This window comes from Pseudomonas donghuensis (assembly GCF_000259195.1).
Lineage (GTDB): Bacteria > Pseudomonadota > Gammaproteobacteria > Pseudomonadales > Pseudomonadaceae > Aquipseudomonas > Aquipseudomonas donghuensis.
This window is the reverse complement of sequence record NZ_AJJP01000155.1, coordinates 26889-41061: the sequence shown is the minus strand read 5'-3', so window position 1 is coordinate 41061 and position 14173 is coordinate 26889. Positions and strand designations below refer to the sequence as shown.

The 14173-nt window shown below is 63.7% G+C and carries 11 protein-coding genes and 1 pseudogene; 5 read left to right on the top strand and 7 right to left on the bottom strand.

What is annotated here, in order from left to right:
• Positions 1-15: 15 nt before the first annotated feature.
• The 4 genes and pseudogenes from UW3_RS0100165 to UW3_RS0100150 all read right to left on the bottom strand — a co-directional run bounded on the left by UW3_RS0100165 (position 16) and on the right by UW3_RS0100150 (position 1982).
• On the bottom strand, positions 16-585 hold the full coding sequence (locus UW3_RS0100165; RefSeq protein ID WP_010220096.1) for a GNAT family N-acetyltransferase: 570 nt from the start codon (positions 583-585) through the stop codon (positions 16-18).
• A gap of 76 nt (positions 586-661) precedes the next feature.
• A pseudogene (locus UW3_RS0100160) lies at positions 662-958 on the bottom strand (aminotransferase class I/II-fold pyridoxal phosphate-dependent enzyme); the annotation flags it as partial.
• A gap of 13 nt (positions 959-971) precedes the next feature.
• Positions 972-1535 carry a histidine phosphatase family protein gene (locus UW3_RS0100155; protein WP_010220094.1) on the bottom strand — a complete coding sequence of 188 codons (564 nt, stop codon included), beginning with the start codon at positions 1533-1535 and terminating at the stop codon, positions 972-974.
• Positions 1536-1592: 57 nt separating this feature from the next.
• Positions 1593-1982 (bottom strand): MerR family transcriptional regulator, encoded by a 390-nt coding sequence (locus UW3_RS0100150; protein ID WP_010220093.1) that lies wholly within the window; start codon positions 1980-1982, stop codon positions 1593-1595.
• Between the two features lie 73 nt (positions 1983-2055).
• Between UW3_RS0100150 and UW3_RS0100145 the strand changes: the two genes are divergently transcribed.
• Positions 2056-3132: an SDR family oxidoreductase gene (locus tag UW3_RS0100145; RefSeq protein ID WP_010220092.1), complete on the top strand. Its 1077-nt coding sequence runs from the start codon at positions 2056-2058 to the stop codon at positions 3130-3132.
• Positions 3133-3153: 21 nt separating this feature from the next.
• Here the strand turns inward: UW3_RS0100145 and UW3_RS0100140 are convergent, their stop codons facing one another.
• Positions 3154-3879 carry a hypothetical protein gene (locus tag UW3_RS0100140; RefSeq protein WP_010220091.1) on the bottom strand — a complete coding sequence of 242 codons (726 nt, stop codon included), beginning with the start codon at positions 3877-3879 and terminating at the stop codon, positions 3154-3156.
• A gap of 68 nt (positions 3880-3947) precedes the next feature.
• A complete protein-coding gene (locus UW3_RS0100135; RefSeq protein WP_010220090.1) occupies positions 3948-4409 on the bottom strand; it encodes a GNAT family N-acetyltransferase in 462 nt (153 codons plus the stop codon).
• A 375-nt stretch (positions 4410-4784) separates the two neighbouring features.
• Here UW3_RS0100135 and eprS point away from each other — a divergent pair, with 375 nt between their 5' ends.
• The 3 genes from eprS (at position 4785) to UW3_RS26325 (ending at position 12335) form a co-directional block, all read left to right on the top strand.
• On the top strand, positions 4785-7784 hold the full coding sequence (gene eprS / locus UW3_RS0100130; RefSeq protein ID WP_010220089.1) for an autotransporter serine peptidase EprS: 3000 nt from the start codon (positions 4785-4787) through the stop codon (positions 7782-7784).
• 191 nt (positions 7785-7975) lie between these two features.
• Positions 7976-10975, top strand: coding sequence for an autotransporter serine protease (locus tag UW3_RS0100125; protein WP_148276779.1), 3000 nt, complete (start codon positions 7976-7978; stop codon positions 10973-10975).
• Between the two features lie 193 nt (positions 10976-11168).
• Positions 11169-12335, top strand: coding sequence for a M50 family metallopeptidase (locus UW3_RS26325; RefSeq protein WP_145959310.1), 1167 nt, complete (start codon positions 11169-11171; stop codon positions 12333-12335).
• On the opposite strand, the gene UW3_RS0100115 is transcribed toward UW3_RS26325, so the two are convergent.
• Positions 12262-13293 (bottom strand): hypothetical protein, encoded by a 1032-nt coding sequence (locus UW3_RS0100115; RefSeq protein ID WP_010220086.1) that lies wholly within the window; start codon positions 13291-13293, stop codon positions 12262-12264. The genes UW3_RS26325 and UW3_RS0100115 overlap by 74 nt on opposite strands.
• Before the next feature lie 238 nt (positions 13294-13531).
• Here UW3_RS0100115 and UW3_RS0100110 point away from each other — a divergent pair, with 238 nt between their 5' ends.
• Positions 13532-14143 carry a dTMP kinase gene (locus UW3_RS0100110; protein WP_010220085.1) on the top strand — a complete coding sequence of 204 codons (612 nt, stop codon included), beginning with the start codon at positions 13532-13534 and terminating at the stop codon, positions 14141-14143.
• Positions 14144-14173: the final 30 nt, after the last annotated feature.

Sequence of the window (14173 nt, the reverse complement as noted above, 5' to 3'; positions counted from 1 at the left end):
GCCTGGCAACGCTCATCACAGCAATGAAAGCCGATGGATAACCTGGCACGCATCGCTGGGGTCACGCACGGTCGAGAAACCAAACTCGCGAGCCAGATCGCGCATCGCCGTATTAGCCGCCGAGTCGATCGAGAACAGGCTTGTGTAGCCGTTCGCCCGCGCCTTGTCGATGAGGTGGCCAAGTAGCAGTGACCCCAGGCCGCGATGCTTCCATTGATCATCAACGGTAACCGCGCATTCACACTCATCCGCTTCAGGGCTGGCTGCATAGCGACTGATACCGACCTCCAGGAGTTCGCCATTGACGTGTGCCAACGCCACGTACGCCACATGCTGACGCATGTCGATGGTCATCAACTGATCCAGCATCGCTTGCCCCGGCTCTGTGATTTGCGACAAAAAGCGAAAGTGCCGCGACTCTGGAGAAAGGCGCATGATGAAGGCTTTTTCTCGCTCGCGATCCTCGGCGCGCAACGGCCTGATGAGGACATGTCCACCCTCCTTTAGCGGCTCGATCCAGTGTTCGCCTTGTACAGGCGCAAAGGCGGGGGTAGAGGGTGTTTGCGCAGAGGGCTGGGGTGCCATGGGGGTTACTCCGAAGCGATCGAGAGGTTGGAAAGCACCTCCCTTGTCTACACCTGTCACAAGCTGCGTGTTTGATTTACGTCAAGTGAAGATGCATCGACGACTGCCTTATGAGCGCTCGGCAGAACCGCGCCATCGCCGCGCACGCTGCGAGCAGCGATGGGGCGTCCAGGGCGTAGGCAATGCGCAAGTAAGGTCCAAGGCCGAAGGCGCTGCCATGCACCACGGCAACCTGCGCCTCTTCCAGCAAGGCCAGCGCCACGTCTTCATCACTGGCCAGATAACGGCCAGCCGGGGTGGTCTTGCCGATCAGCGCCGCGCAGCTGGCAAAGGCATAGATGGCAGCATCCGGCGTTGCGCAATGGATCCCCGGCATGCCAGCGAACTTACGCCTGCCTCATGCGATAGGTCGTGGCGCTCCAGTAGCTATTGCCATTGCGCTGTTGGCGAACCCAGCCGGCAGCTTCCAACTGCTTGGCGATCAGCTGATTCATGATTCCGTGGCCAAGCAGTAGTACGGGCCCCTCATCCGCAAGGGATTGAAGTCGTTGCGCTGCTTGGTTGGCCCGCAGTTTGGCCTTGCGGGCAGACTCAACCGTGCCTGAGAAACCGCACAACCATAAGACACGAAGAATGAATGCCCAGGTGAAGGGGGAAAGACGCGGCAGCGCCCAGCGGCCATGAGGCAGTTGCGCCTCGCAGAAAACCGCGTCGACCAGAATGGGCTGCAAGCCCAGCGCTCGCACGGAGGTCAGTGCCCGGGGCGCGGTGCTCGAGACAATCACTTTGGCGGTAGCCGCCAGCTCAACGCTAACCTGTGGTGCGGGCTGGTTTTTGACTTCGGAGCGTTCGTACTGCTCGATCCAGCGCTGCATCTCGAGCGCTGAAATCTTGCCGGAGGTGGCCAGGTCTGGCTGACCATGACGCATCAAGATGATTTCCCTATGCACGGTGTTCCAATCCTTGATTTGTTCTTGCGTGAGAAGGCGTTACCTACAGGTTTTCTCTCAGTTGGGAGAGCTGTTCAGCTTCTGCAGCTCAATTTGCTCGGCGGCACTGCGTTCAAGGTTGATGCGCTCCTCATCGAGATACTGATAAATACTCTGGAGGCTGACGATTTTCTGTTTGATCTCTGCCATCTTCTTTTCAATCAGCTTCGCGCCGGCCGCACAGTCGATCAGCTTGTTGCGCTGCGCATCGAGAATCTCGCCAATTTCCCCGAGGGAAAACCCCATGCCCTGTGCGCGCTGGATAAAGTCCAGGTCCTGCAGTGTTTGCGTGGTGTAGACGCGGTAGTTGTTAGTCCGCCGCTGGGGCGAGATCAAGCCGATTTGTTCGTAGTAACGAAGGGTGTGCCGACTTGCTCCGCTACGGGCCTCCAGTTCGCCGATTCTCATGAAAACACCGCTTGACTGTAGAGTTGGGTCGATAGTTTACGCTTGATTTCTCACCTTACCAAGGAGCAGGAAAATGAGCGTGGAGTGCTTTGTCACAGGGGGTACCGGCTTCATCGGTCAGCATCTGGTGGCGCTCTTGAGTGCACAAGGGCATACGGTCCGGGTCTTGATGAGGCGCCCGGAGCGACTGGCCGCATTGCGTGAGCACGTCGCCAGCCTGGGGGGAAATGCCGCCCAGGTGTTCGCCGTATCTGGCGATCTGCAGCGGGATAACCTTGGCCTGAGTCATGTCGACCGAGCCGTGCTAAGAGGTGCCCGCATCGTGTTTCATCTGGGGGCCCACTTCGCCTGGGGGCTTTCGCTGCAACAGTCACGGGCAGTGAACGTCGAGGGGGCGAGGCAGGTGGCGCTGTTGGCCGCTGAACAAAACAGCCGGTTGGTGTTGATCGGCGGCTATATGCTGAAGAATCACCAGCATCTGCGCAACATCGGTATTGATCCCCGTCGTCCAGAGCTGACCAACTGGCCCGCCGTTTACCGCAAGGTCGGTGGTTACGAGGCAAGCAAGCTGGAGGCGCATTTTGCGACCCTGCAGGTTATGGCGGCCCAGGGCGGGGAGATTACCGTTGTCCACCCTGCGACAGTCTGCGGCCACAGCCGCACCGGACACATCCTCGAGGGGCAGCCCCTGATGGAGCTGATACGCAACCTGGTGCAAGGAAAGCTGGCGGCAGTGCCGGGGACCCCCGAGCACTGGCTGCCGTTGGTCAGCGTGGATTACCTGGTCGAACTGGTGGCGGCCTGTGCGTTTGATCCCGCCATGGTGGGGCAGGAACTGCTGGCGCTTGATGACCAGACGCCCAATTTGCGAGAACTCCTGGCCCAGGCGGCACACCCGCTTGGCGTGAAAGCGCCGAAGCATCACATGCCGCTGCGACTGATGAAGTTGCTACTCAGCGTTCGTCCCATTGCGCGGTTGTTGAATACAAACGTCGAGGCCTTGGACTTCATCCAGACCACCCGTTTTGATACCGCGGCGGTCGAGCAATTTGCTGGCAGGCATGGCATTGCCAAACCGGATATCCGCGAAGCGCTGCGACACACCGCGACGTTCGTCAATGCGCATTGTCTGGGCAAGGATATCCAGTGACACCTGAAGCGAACTCGCCGCTCAGGCTGGGAACTGCTCTATGTATTGCTCCACCCATTCGTACAGGCGCTCGTCGAGCTGCGGCCGCTGCTGGCTGAAGCTGTCCTGGCAGGCGTTGAACAACGGATCCTGATTGACCCGCACGGCCAGCTCAATGGGGCTTTCGCGCTCGGTATGGGCTGCCCGTAGCCGTTGCTGGTGCTGATCGGCCTGTTCCAGGGTGTCCGCCAGGGCATCCAGTTGCAGGTGCCTGAGTTGGGCGATGGCCTGCGGCAGATGAAAGTGCAGGGCACTGTCAAAGCCTTCCCAGTCCTCAAAGGCCAGCCATTCGTGGAGCACCATGAAGCAACGCGGTGCCGGGGCCAGTTGTTCCAGCCGCTCGAAGGCCAGCCAGTACTGGCGCGGCAGTTGCTCGGCGGTTTCTATCGCCTGGGCGATCAGGTCCAGGGCCCGGGCCTTGTCCTGGTGATGTGTGCGCAGGATGCGCTGGGTCAGGGTGAAGCGCGCTTGCTCTACCGCGCTCAAGGCGCGATTCAGGTCATAGCCTGCGTTGTGCAGATGCGCCTGGGCTTGATCGGCGGGCAGACCGGACTTGTCCACCAGCACCTGCAGCAGCTCGGTCTTGTAGCGCTCGGCGGCCTGCTGGGGGTTGCCTGCGCAGTGTTCCAGCAGGGCCTGGGCGTGGCGCAGGCTGATGGGGAGCACGCTGCGTAGCTGTTGAAGGGCCTGGATGTGCGTCGGGTCCATCGACTGCGGTGCCTCGGTGTTTGCTGGCGTTGGGGATGGCGGGCCGAACCTGTCACGGCTCGACAGCGTCAATGGGGGGCGGTGTTTGCGAGGTATTGGTGGTAAGTCACGAATTCGCCTTCCCGTTGATAGCCCAGTGACTCGTACAGGGCTTGCGCGGCCTTGTTCGAGGTAGCGGTGTCCAGGCTGATGCGGTCCGCGCCTTCGGCGCCGAGGAGGGTGGTCAGGTGGTTCATGAGATGGCGGGCGTAGCCGGCTTTTCTCGCGTGCGGGGCGACGAAGAGGTCGTAGAGCCAGTAGAAGCGCTTCATTGCCAGGGAGCACATGGCTGGGTAAATCTGAGCGAAGGCTACGGGGTTTTGCTCGTTGTCGAGGGCGAGGAATATTCGCGAGAGGTTGTTGTGCAGGTTTGATTGGAGGAAATCGCGGGATTTCTCCAGATCGTCCGGCAGCTCATAAAAGACCCGGTATTGGTTGAACAGAACGGCGGCCTGTTCCACGTCCTTGAGGCTGCATTCGATGATATGCATATGAAACTCCAAAAAAACGGATAGTGCGGTGTGAGTGTAAAAAATGCCAGCCCATACCTTCTTACATCCGCATTCGTTAGCACTCTGTTGATCCGTTAAGGTCAGCCGGGGTGAGTGAAGGGGGAGAGCGCTATCCAGTTGTTTGCATGGAGTACAAATGTACTCTTTGCGCTGCGCTTCCTGTTCGAATCGCCACCGCGAGCGTTTGTATGCTGTTTCAGCTCTAGGTTGAACGCTCGTGCACGGTAGGTGTTGCACAAATATTTGACGTGGGAGCAATATTTGCAGCCGCAGGCTTGCGGCCGAGCAATGCAGCGACACACCGGTTGACCCAGGACGGGCGACCCGACAACAAAAACAAGAGAAGTCATCGACATGGATGTGAGATGTGATCAGCTCAAGACGCTGACGGGCACCCTGTGCCTGGCGTTCGCCACCGGACTGCCGCTGTCGGCTGCGGCGGCCTATCAGGAGACCGGCCGCCCGGGCGACCCCGCCAGCTGGCGGTCGGCCGAATACCAGCAGGACTGGGGCCTGGAGCGCATGCAGGCGAGCCAGGCCTATGCCGCCGGGATCACCGGCGCCGGGGTCAGCATCGGCGCCCTGGACTCCGGGTTCGATGCCGCCCATCCCGAGGCCAGCCCCGGACGTTTTCACTCGGTTACCGCCACCGGCCAGTACCTGGACGGCACCCCGTTCAGTGTGTCCGGGGTGCTCAATGGCGCCAACGACAGCCATGGCACCCATGTCACCGGCACCATGGGCGCGGCCCGTGATGGCGTTGGCATGCAGGGCGTGGCCTTCAATGCCCAGGTTTACGTGGGCAACACCAACCACAACGACAGTTTCCAGTTCGGCACCGGCCCCGATCCGCGGTATTTCAAGGCGGTCTACGGTGCCCTGATGGATGCCGGGGTACGGGCCATCAACAACAGTTGGGGCAGCCAGCCCAAGGGGGTCAGCTACCAGACCCTGGGCGACTTGCGCGCGGCCTACGCCCAGCATTTCCAGCAGGACACCTGGCTCGACGCCGCCGGCGACGTGGCGCGCCGTGGCGTGATCAACGTGTTCAGCGCCGGCAACAGCGGGTATGCCAATGCCAGCGTGCGCTCGGCGCTGCCGTACTTCCAGCCGGAGCTGGAAGGCCACTGGCTGGCGGTGTCGGGCCTGGACAAGAACAACCAGCAGAAATACAACCAGTGCGGCATCGCCAAGTACTGGTGCCTGGCGACCCCGGGTGCGGCGATCACCAGTACCGTGCCCGGTGGCGGCTACGCCACCTACAACGGCACCTCGATGGCCGCGCCCCATGCCACCGGGGCCTTGGCCCTGGTCATGGAGCGTTATCCCTACCTGAACAACCAGCAGGCCCTGCAAGTGCTGTTGACCACCTCGCGCCAGCTCGATGGCTCGCCGACCCAAGGGCCCAGCGACCGGGTGGGCTGGGGCGTCCCGGACCTGAGCCGGGCGTTGCACGGCCCCGGGCAGCTACTGGGTGAGTTCGACGTCAACCTGGGGCGCGGGCAGGGCGATATCTGGATCAACGGCATCTCCGACCAGGCCCTGGTGCAGCGTCAGGCCGAGGACGCCGCGGAACGCCAAGCCTGGCAGCAGACCCTCAAGGATCGCGGCTGGGAGAATGGCCTGGCACCGGGAGCCAGCCAGCAGGATCGCAGCGACTATGCCCTGGGCATGGCCCGGGACGCGGCTGCCGCGCAGCGGGTCTACCAGGGCAGCCTGGTCAAGTCCGGGGCCGGCTGGCTGGTGCTCACGGGTGACAGCAGCTACCGCGGCCCGACCCGGGTCGATGACGGGTTGCTGGCGGTCAACGGCAACCTGCAATCAGCGGTGACGGTCAACGCAGGCGGTACCCTGGGCGGCAACGGCCGGATCGGTGCCCTGACCGCCAGCGCCGGGGGCGTGGTGGCCCCGGGTAACTCTATCGGTACCTTGAATGTCGCCGGCAACCTGGACTTGCAGCCGGGCTCGACCTATCGGGTGGAACTGTCGCCCACGGCCAGCGACCGGCTCGTCGTGGGCGGCCAGGCCAGTGTCGGTGGCGCCAATCTCAGCCTGGTGCCCCAGGCTCAGCCGAACCTGTTGGCCGGTGGCCCGGTATCCAGCCTGGTGGGGCGCCAGTTCGACATCCTGCAGGCAGCGGGTGGCGTCAACGGGCGCTTCGCCCAGGTCCAGCCCGGCTACCTGTTTCTGGGGACCGTACTCGATTATTCGGCCAACGGCGTGCAGCTGGACGTGACGCGCAGCGGCACGACGTTCGCCAGTGTCGGTGCCACGGCCAACCAGCGCTCCAGCGGCGGCGCCGTGGAGCGGCTGGGACCGGGCAATCGCGTGTATGAAAGCCTGCTGCTCTCGACCTCTGTGGACCAGGCCCGGGACGGCCTGCGGCAGCTGTCCGGGGAGATCTACCCGGCGCTGGACTCGATGCTGCTCAGCCAGGGCTCGGTCTTGCGCGATGCCCTGGGCGAGCGTGTGCAAGGTCCTGCACTGAATGCCAACGCGCCTGGAACGACTGCGAGCGAGCCAGGCTCGACCCAGCTCTGGCTCAAGGGCCTGGGCAGTTGGGGACGCATCGAGGGCGTGCAGGGCCGCGAGTCCTATACCAGTTCCCTGGGCGGGATGCTGCTGGGCCTGGACCATGACCTTGACGAGCAGACCCGCGCCGGCCTGGCCGCAGGCTACAGCGACAGCTCCCTGGGCATGGGTGGCAGCCACTCCCGGGCCACGGTCGACAGCTACCACCTGGGCGCTTATGCCCGCCACGACCTGGACCAGCTGCGCTTGAGCCTGGGCGGCAGCTACAGCTGGCACCGTGCCGAGGTCCGGCGCGACTTGGCCTATGCCGAGGTGTCCAGCCGCCAGCGCGCACGGGTCGATGCCCGCAGCCAGCAGCTGTTCGCCGAGGCGGCCTATCGCCTGGCTTTGCCAGCGGTACAGTTGGAGCCCTTCGCCAACCTGACCTACCAGCACCTGGATCGCGATGCCTTCCATGAGAAGGGCGACGCTGCGGCGCTGCAGGCTCGCGACGAGCAGCGTGATGCCTGGCTCAGCACCCTGGGCCTGCGTGGGCGCCAGCAATGGCAACTGGGCCCGCAGCAGGACCTGCAACTGGCGGCAAGCCTGGGCTGGCAGCACCGCCTGAGCGGGACCCAGGATCGCGAGCACCTGGCCTTTGCCGGTAGCGACCTGCCGTTCCGGGTGGAGACTGCGCCGGCCTTGCGCGATGCCGCGCTGGTGGGGCTCCAGGCACGGGTGGGGCTGACCCGCGACCTGGACCTGAGCCTGGACTACCAGGGGCGCCTGGCCAGTCGTGAGCAACAGCATGGCGCGGGACTCAACCTGCAATGGCGTTTCTGAAGCGCCGTGGCGCTGGTGGTGCCAAGGGCTCGCCGGCCAGGCGTTGCAATACGGAGTTTGACCAACGCGGTTTTTCATCAATGCAACTAAGGAAGGTCGTAGTGAAGCAAGTCAGAAAGGATGACAGCGTGCTCGGGCAGGGCTGGCCCCTGGCCCCACTGGGTCGCGCATTGGTGGGCTGGGCGGCGCTGATGGGCACGGCCCAGGCCGCACCCTACGTGGAGAGTGGGCGCCTCGGCGACGCCAGCAGCTGGCGCAGCAGCGAATTCAAGGCCGATTGGGGGCTTGGGGCGATCCACGCCGACAGCGCCTATGCCGCCGGCTACAGCGGCAAGGGGGTGAAGCTGGGGATCTTCGACCAGCCGGTATACGCCCAGCACCCGGAGTTTGCCGGCAAGGACAAGATGGTGACCCTGGTCACCACCGGTATCCGCCAGTACACCGACCCCTACATCCCGGTGAAGGTCGGCGATGTTTTCCGCTATGACGGCAGCCCGTCGGTGGGCTCGGATGGCAAGCTCGGTTCCCATGGCACCCACGTCGGCGGGATCGCCGCCGGCAACCGTGACGGCGTGTCGATGCACGGCGTGGCCTTCGATGCGCAGATCATCAGCGCCGACAACGGCGACCCCGGCCCCGAGGATGGCATCGTCCTGGGCAACGATGGCGCGGTGTACAAGGCCGGCTGGGACAGCCTGGTGGCCAGCGGCGCGCGGATCATCAACAACAGCTGGGGCATCGGCATCACCGATCGCTTCGCCAAGGGTGGGCGCAATCCGGAGTTCCCGCATTTCACCGTGGACGATGCCCGGGCGCAGTTCGCGCAGATCCAGCCACTGCTGGGCACCATGCCCGGTGGCGCCTATGACGGGGCCATCGCCGCCGCCCGCAGCGGGGTCATGACGATCTTCGCCGCCGGCAACGACTACAACCTGAACAACCCCGATGCGATTGCCGGGCTGGCCTATTTCGTCCCGGAGATTGCCCCCAACTGGCTGACCGTGGCGGCGTTGCAGCAGAACCCCGACACCAGCAGCGCCAACCCGTACCTGATCAGCACGTTCTCTTCCCGTTGCGGCTATACCGCAAGCTTCTGCGTATCGGCCCCCGGCACCCGGATCTACAGCGCGGTGATTGGCGGCACCAGCCTGGAAGACCTGACCCAGGGCTATGCCAACAAGAACGGTACGTCCATGGCCGCGCCCCATGCCGCCGGTGCGGCGGCGGTGCTGATGGAGCGCTTCCCCTACATGAGCGGCGCACAGATCGCCAGCGTGCTGCGCACCACCGCCACCGACATGGGCGCACCCGGCATCGATGCCTTGTACGGCTGGGGCATGATCGACCTGGACAAGGGTCTGCGGGGCCCGGGCATGTTGGTCACCGAACAGGACATTCCCTTGGCGTTCCGCATCGCCGGTGGCTACGGGCCGAGCCAGTTCGTGGTCGATCTGCCGGGTATCGGCGCCCTGGTGGATGCCGGCAAGCCGACCCAGCGGCGCTGCAACGACCTGGGCTGCGGGCTGGACCTGTGGAGCAACGATATCGCTGGCCATGGCGGCCTGACCAAGCAGGGCATCGGTACCCTGGTGCTTACCGGTGACAGCACTTACTCCGGCCCGACCCTGGTCAACCAGGGACGGCTGGCGGTCAATGGTTCACTGCAATCGGCGGTGACGGTCAATGACGGCGGCGTGCTGGGCGGCAATGGCCGGATCGGCGCGCTGGTGGCCAACGCCGGCGGCGTGGTGGCGCCAGGCAACTCCATCGGCACCTTGCACGTGAGTTCCGATGTGACCTTCCAGCCGGGCTCGACCTATGCCGTGGAGGTGGATGCCGCTGGCAGCGACCGCCTGGTCAGCGATGGCAAGGCTTTCCTGGACGGTGCGAACCTGGCCCTGGATCTGCAGAACCCCGGGGTTTCGCTGCAGTCCCAGCGGACAACCAGCCTGGTGGGGCGTCAGTACGACATCCTGGAGGCCGCGGGCGGCGTGCAGGGCGGTTTCGCCAGTGTGCAGTCCAACTCACTGTTCCTCGGTGGTGGCCTGGCCTATACCGGCAGCGGGGTGCAGCTGGCAGTGCAGCGTAACGCCACTTCTTTCGCCAGTGTCGGCTTGAACGCCAACCAGCGTTCGGTGGCCGCGGCCGCCGATCAGCTCGGCGCGGGCAACCCGGTCTACGAGAGCCTGCTGTTGTCGGCCAATGCCGGCAGCGCCCAGCAGGCTTTCGATCAACTGTCCGGGGAAATTCACCCGGCGGTGGGCAACCTGCTGCTCAACGACAGCCGCCAGTTGCGCGACGCCGTGGGCGAGCGTACCCGCCAGCAGGGCGTCGCCGCCGCGCCGGCCGTGGAAGGCCAGGGCAACGGCCTGTGGGTCAAGGCCCTGGGGGCCTGGGGCAAGGCCGAGGGTGATTCCGCTCGGGCGCGCTATAGCAGTTCCATTGGCGGCATGTTGCTGGGGATCGACGGGCAGATGAGCGAGGACACTCGCGTCGGGGTCTTCACCGGCTACAGCGACAGTTCGCTGAGCATGGGCGATGGTCGTCATTCCTCGGCCAGCGTCGATAGCTACCATCTGGGTGCCTATGCAGGCAAGGAACTGGAGCAGATGCGCCTGAGCCTGGGCGGCAGCCACAGCTGGCACCGGATCGAGACCAAGCGCGAGCTGCAGTACAACGAGGTCAGCGATCGCCAGAAGAGCAAGCGCGATGCCCAGAGCACTCAGGTGTTCGGCGAGGCCGCCTGGAAGGTCGCACTGCCGAGCATGGCGCTGGAGCCGTTCGCCAACCTGGCCTATGTGCATATAGCCAGCGACAGTTTCAAGGAACATGGCGGCGCTGCTGCGCTCAAGGGTGGGCAGGATAACCGGGATGCCTGGCTCTCGACCCTGGGCATGCGCGCCGGCAAGCAACTGCAATTGTCCGGCGGCCAGGCGGTGGAGCTTTCCGCCACCCTGGGCTGGCAGCACAACCTGAGTTCCACCGGGGCCGACCAGCACCTGGCCTTCGCTGGCCAGGGCGATACCTACACGGTCCAGGCGCTGTCCCTGGATCGTGATGCGGCGGTGGTCGGTGCACGGGCGGGGATCGCGCTGGGTCGCCAGGCCCGGGTCAACCTGGACTACAACGGACTGCTGGGTAGTCGCGACAAGAGCCACGGGGTCGGCCTGACCCTGGACTGGGCGTTCTGAAGCCCCGGCAACAGACATGCAAGGTGTTGTACCCGCCCCGCGAACCTGGAAACGGGTTCGCGGGTGCAAGCTACCTCGTTCAGGTTGTGCTTGAATGGGCGTCAACGCCGCGTCGTTGCAGGCTGCGAATGAACATTGATGTCGGTCCAGAACCGGTGCTTCAATGCGCGGCCCGTTTATCAAGGACTGGATAATGCTGCTCAGAGGAATACATCGGCTGTTGGTACTGCTGCAACTGGCCATCGGCATTGCGGGTTTTTTACTGTCGGCGCTCATCCTTGGCGAGAGCATCAAGGTCGGTTTGCAGCCGTTTTCAGCCATGTTCATGGCCTGCATCCTGGGCGTGGTCAGCCTCTGCGTGCACGAAGGCGGGCACTATCTGGGCGCCAAATGGGTTGGCATGACGGTGCTGGCGGCGCGGGTGCTGGCCTTGGAGATTCAGCCGCTGCAGCGTGGCTGGAAGGCTCGCTGGTCGCGCCTTGGCAAAGGCCAGCCACTGGCCGGCTATGTCATGGCAGCGCATGCCCCGCACCAGCCATTGCGTCGGCCCATGCTGGTTTTCACGCTGATGGGGCCGTTGCTCAACCTGTTGTTCGCGGGCCTGTGCCTGGTGCTGTATCCGCTGCTGGGCGGCGAGTTTGCGGCGCTGGTACTGGCGCTCGGGGTGTGCAATCTGACCACCGGCCTTGCCAATCTGCTGCCCACGGTCGCGCCGGGCCGGGTCAGTGATGGGGCGGTATTTCTGGCCTGGCTCTACAAGCCTGATGAACAGGGGCAGGCACTGGCCGGTGTGCGCCTGATGGCCTTGGGGGCTGCGGGTATGCAAGCCGAAGACCTGCCCGGCGCCGATCTTGATCACCTGAGTACCCAGCCGATGCCGGCGCCGTTGAGTGCGCTGGGCTATCGCTTGTATGCCCGGCAGAATCAGGCGGATTGGGCGGGCGCCGTAGCGCTTGGGAAGGAGCTGGAGGCCATGTTGGCGTCGCCATCCCTGGTGCTCAAGCAGTGCATGGTGCTGCTGGCGATTCTGCGGGCGGAGCTGGCCTTCTCCCGAGCCATGCTTGAGCGCGATGCCCGCGAGCTGCATGACCATTTGTTCAACGAAGAAACCGACTGGTACGCCCCAAGCTTCCGGCCGCGCTGCCTGGCACTGCGCGCTGCTCTTGCCGGCGATGCCAACCACCTGGCGCACCCTGTTGAGCAGGCCGTGCGCCTGGCCGGTAACAGTCAGGATCGGTCCCAGGGCCCGCGTGAAGAACGGCTGGCCGGTTACATCCAGGCGTTGCTCACGGCACCTGCAAGCTTGGCAGCGCTGCCCGACCCTGTGCCGAGAGCAGCGGCTCCACCTGCTTCCAACTGAAGGTCACATCTACGTCACAGCCATCGCCGGTGGCCTGGTTGGCCAGGCGCATGCCCTGGGTGTCGAAGCTCAGGTCGTAGGAGGCGTAGCTCGCCACGCCGGGGCAGTCGCTGTCCGCTGTGGCCTGGGTCTGGAGCCAGGTGGCGAATTTTTTCGGCAGGTTGACATGCCCGGAGAACGGGCTGTACCACTCAAAGCGCGTACCGATCCAGGTCCAGGGATCGACGCTTTCACCGGTCTGCAGGTTCCAGGTGTGCAGGCCCCAACTGATGCCGCCGCGACCATAGCCTGCGGTCCAGCGGTAGAACTTGACGGTGATCCACTGAGACGACCAGTACGTGGGGGTAACGCTGATCTCGCTGGTTTCGGCGGAGCCGCCGCGGCCCAGGTATTCGCGTCGCTCGCTGAAGAACGCTTGCTGGCCCTCGGGGCTGACGGCTAGGCGTGCCAGGTGTCGATTGATCTTGTGGATGGCTGGGCCATCTCCCTCCAGCTTCAAGGTGACCTGGGCGCCTTGGGTCCTGACCTGATAAGCGTGTTCGCCGAAGGTATTTTTCTCTACCTTGACGGGCAACGGTGCCGCTTCCATTGGCGCGTTATAGGCGTCGCCACCACAACCTTCGGCACTCGACCGCGTCAGCGCCAAGGGCAACGGCGTGCCGCCTGCCGCCTTGGTCCAGGTTCCGGTCAGCGTCTCGCCCTGGAGGGCGTCCAGTTGCCAGAACCCGGTCTTGCCGTCTTCGGCCCAGGGTTCGCCGGACTTTTCCCGGGTTAGCTGGATCGGCGTGAGGAAGCGTTGGTAGTAGTAGCTGCCGTTGCTGTCGGGGGCGGCGTTAAAACAGGCGGTGATCGGGGCCTTGCCGAGGGTGCCTTTCCAGACGCCGGTGAGGTCGGTGGGCGCGGCGTTCGCGTAGCCAGAAGCACAAGCGAGGGTCAGTACGGCCAAGGGCTTGAGCATGAGGATCGGACTTCCAGTTGTCTGACGGGTAAGCATCATAATTGCTGTCGCCTCATTTGGGCGAGGCGATGCTCATAAGCGGCTGTAGCCCGAGATTTTGAGACCTGTCAGCCAGAAACCAGTAGAGTGTTCATCACTGTCTGTTCATCACGGCCCTTCATTCGATTCGCATAGTCGCGCCAAGCGCGTGCAGCGAGCGAACTGGGCAAAAAACTGTATATCAAGCGTTGTTTGAAGAATGAATCGTCCGCTGTTTGTTTCTCTCGATGGGCCCAAGGGCACCGGCAAAACCACACTGTTGGAGGCCGTGACGAAAGTACTGCGGGCAGACAACAAAAAGGTGATCCGACTCTGCGAGAAAAAAAGCGACCCTTATCGGGGTGAAACAATGGCCCTGGTTAACACGCTCGTCAGAAATCCCAGCCGGGATCTGGAGTTGGGGGTGTGTGAGCGCTTTGCTGATAGCCGTACCTGGATTTCCCAGCACGTGCTGACCAAACAACCAGCGGACAGCATCATCCTGATCGATCGCTGGTACCCGTCCGATGCCGCGTTTCGCCGGATGGTCCCGTTTGCAGAGATTCTACAGTTGAACATGGATCGCAACGTGCGAGTGCCAGACCTGCATGTCGGGGTCGTCACCCCCCCTGAGGTTTCATGGGCGAGGGCAGCGGCACGTACCCGTGGGCTGAACAGTACGGTGATGCATAAGCTGGAGGAACATGTGGCTAGTACCAAGGCGTTCGAGCGAGCAGTTGCAGATCACGGCTGGGTTTTATGCCGTAATGAAGGAACGGTCGAAGACGCAACGATGCAGGTGGTTTCTGAGATTTATAGCGTCCTTCGTTAGGGAAACGGACAGGGCCTACGGCCGCTTTTT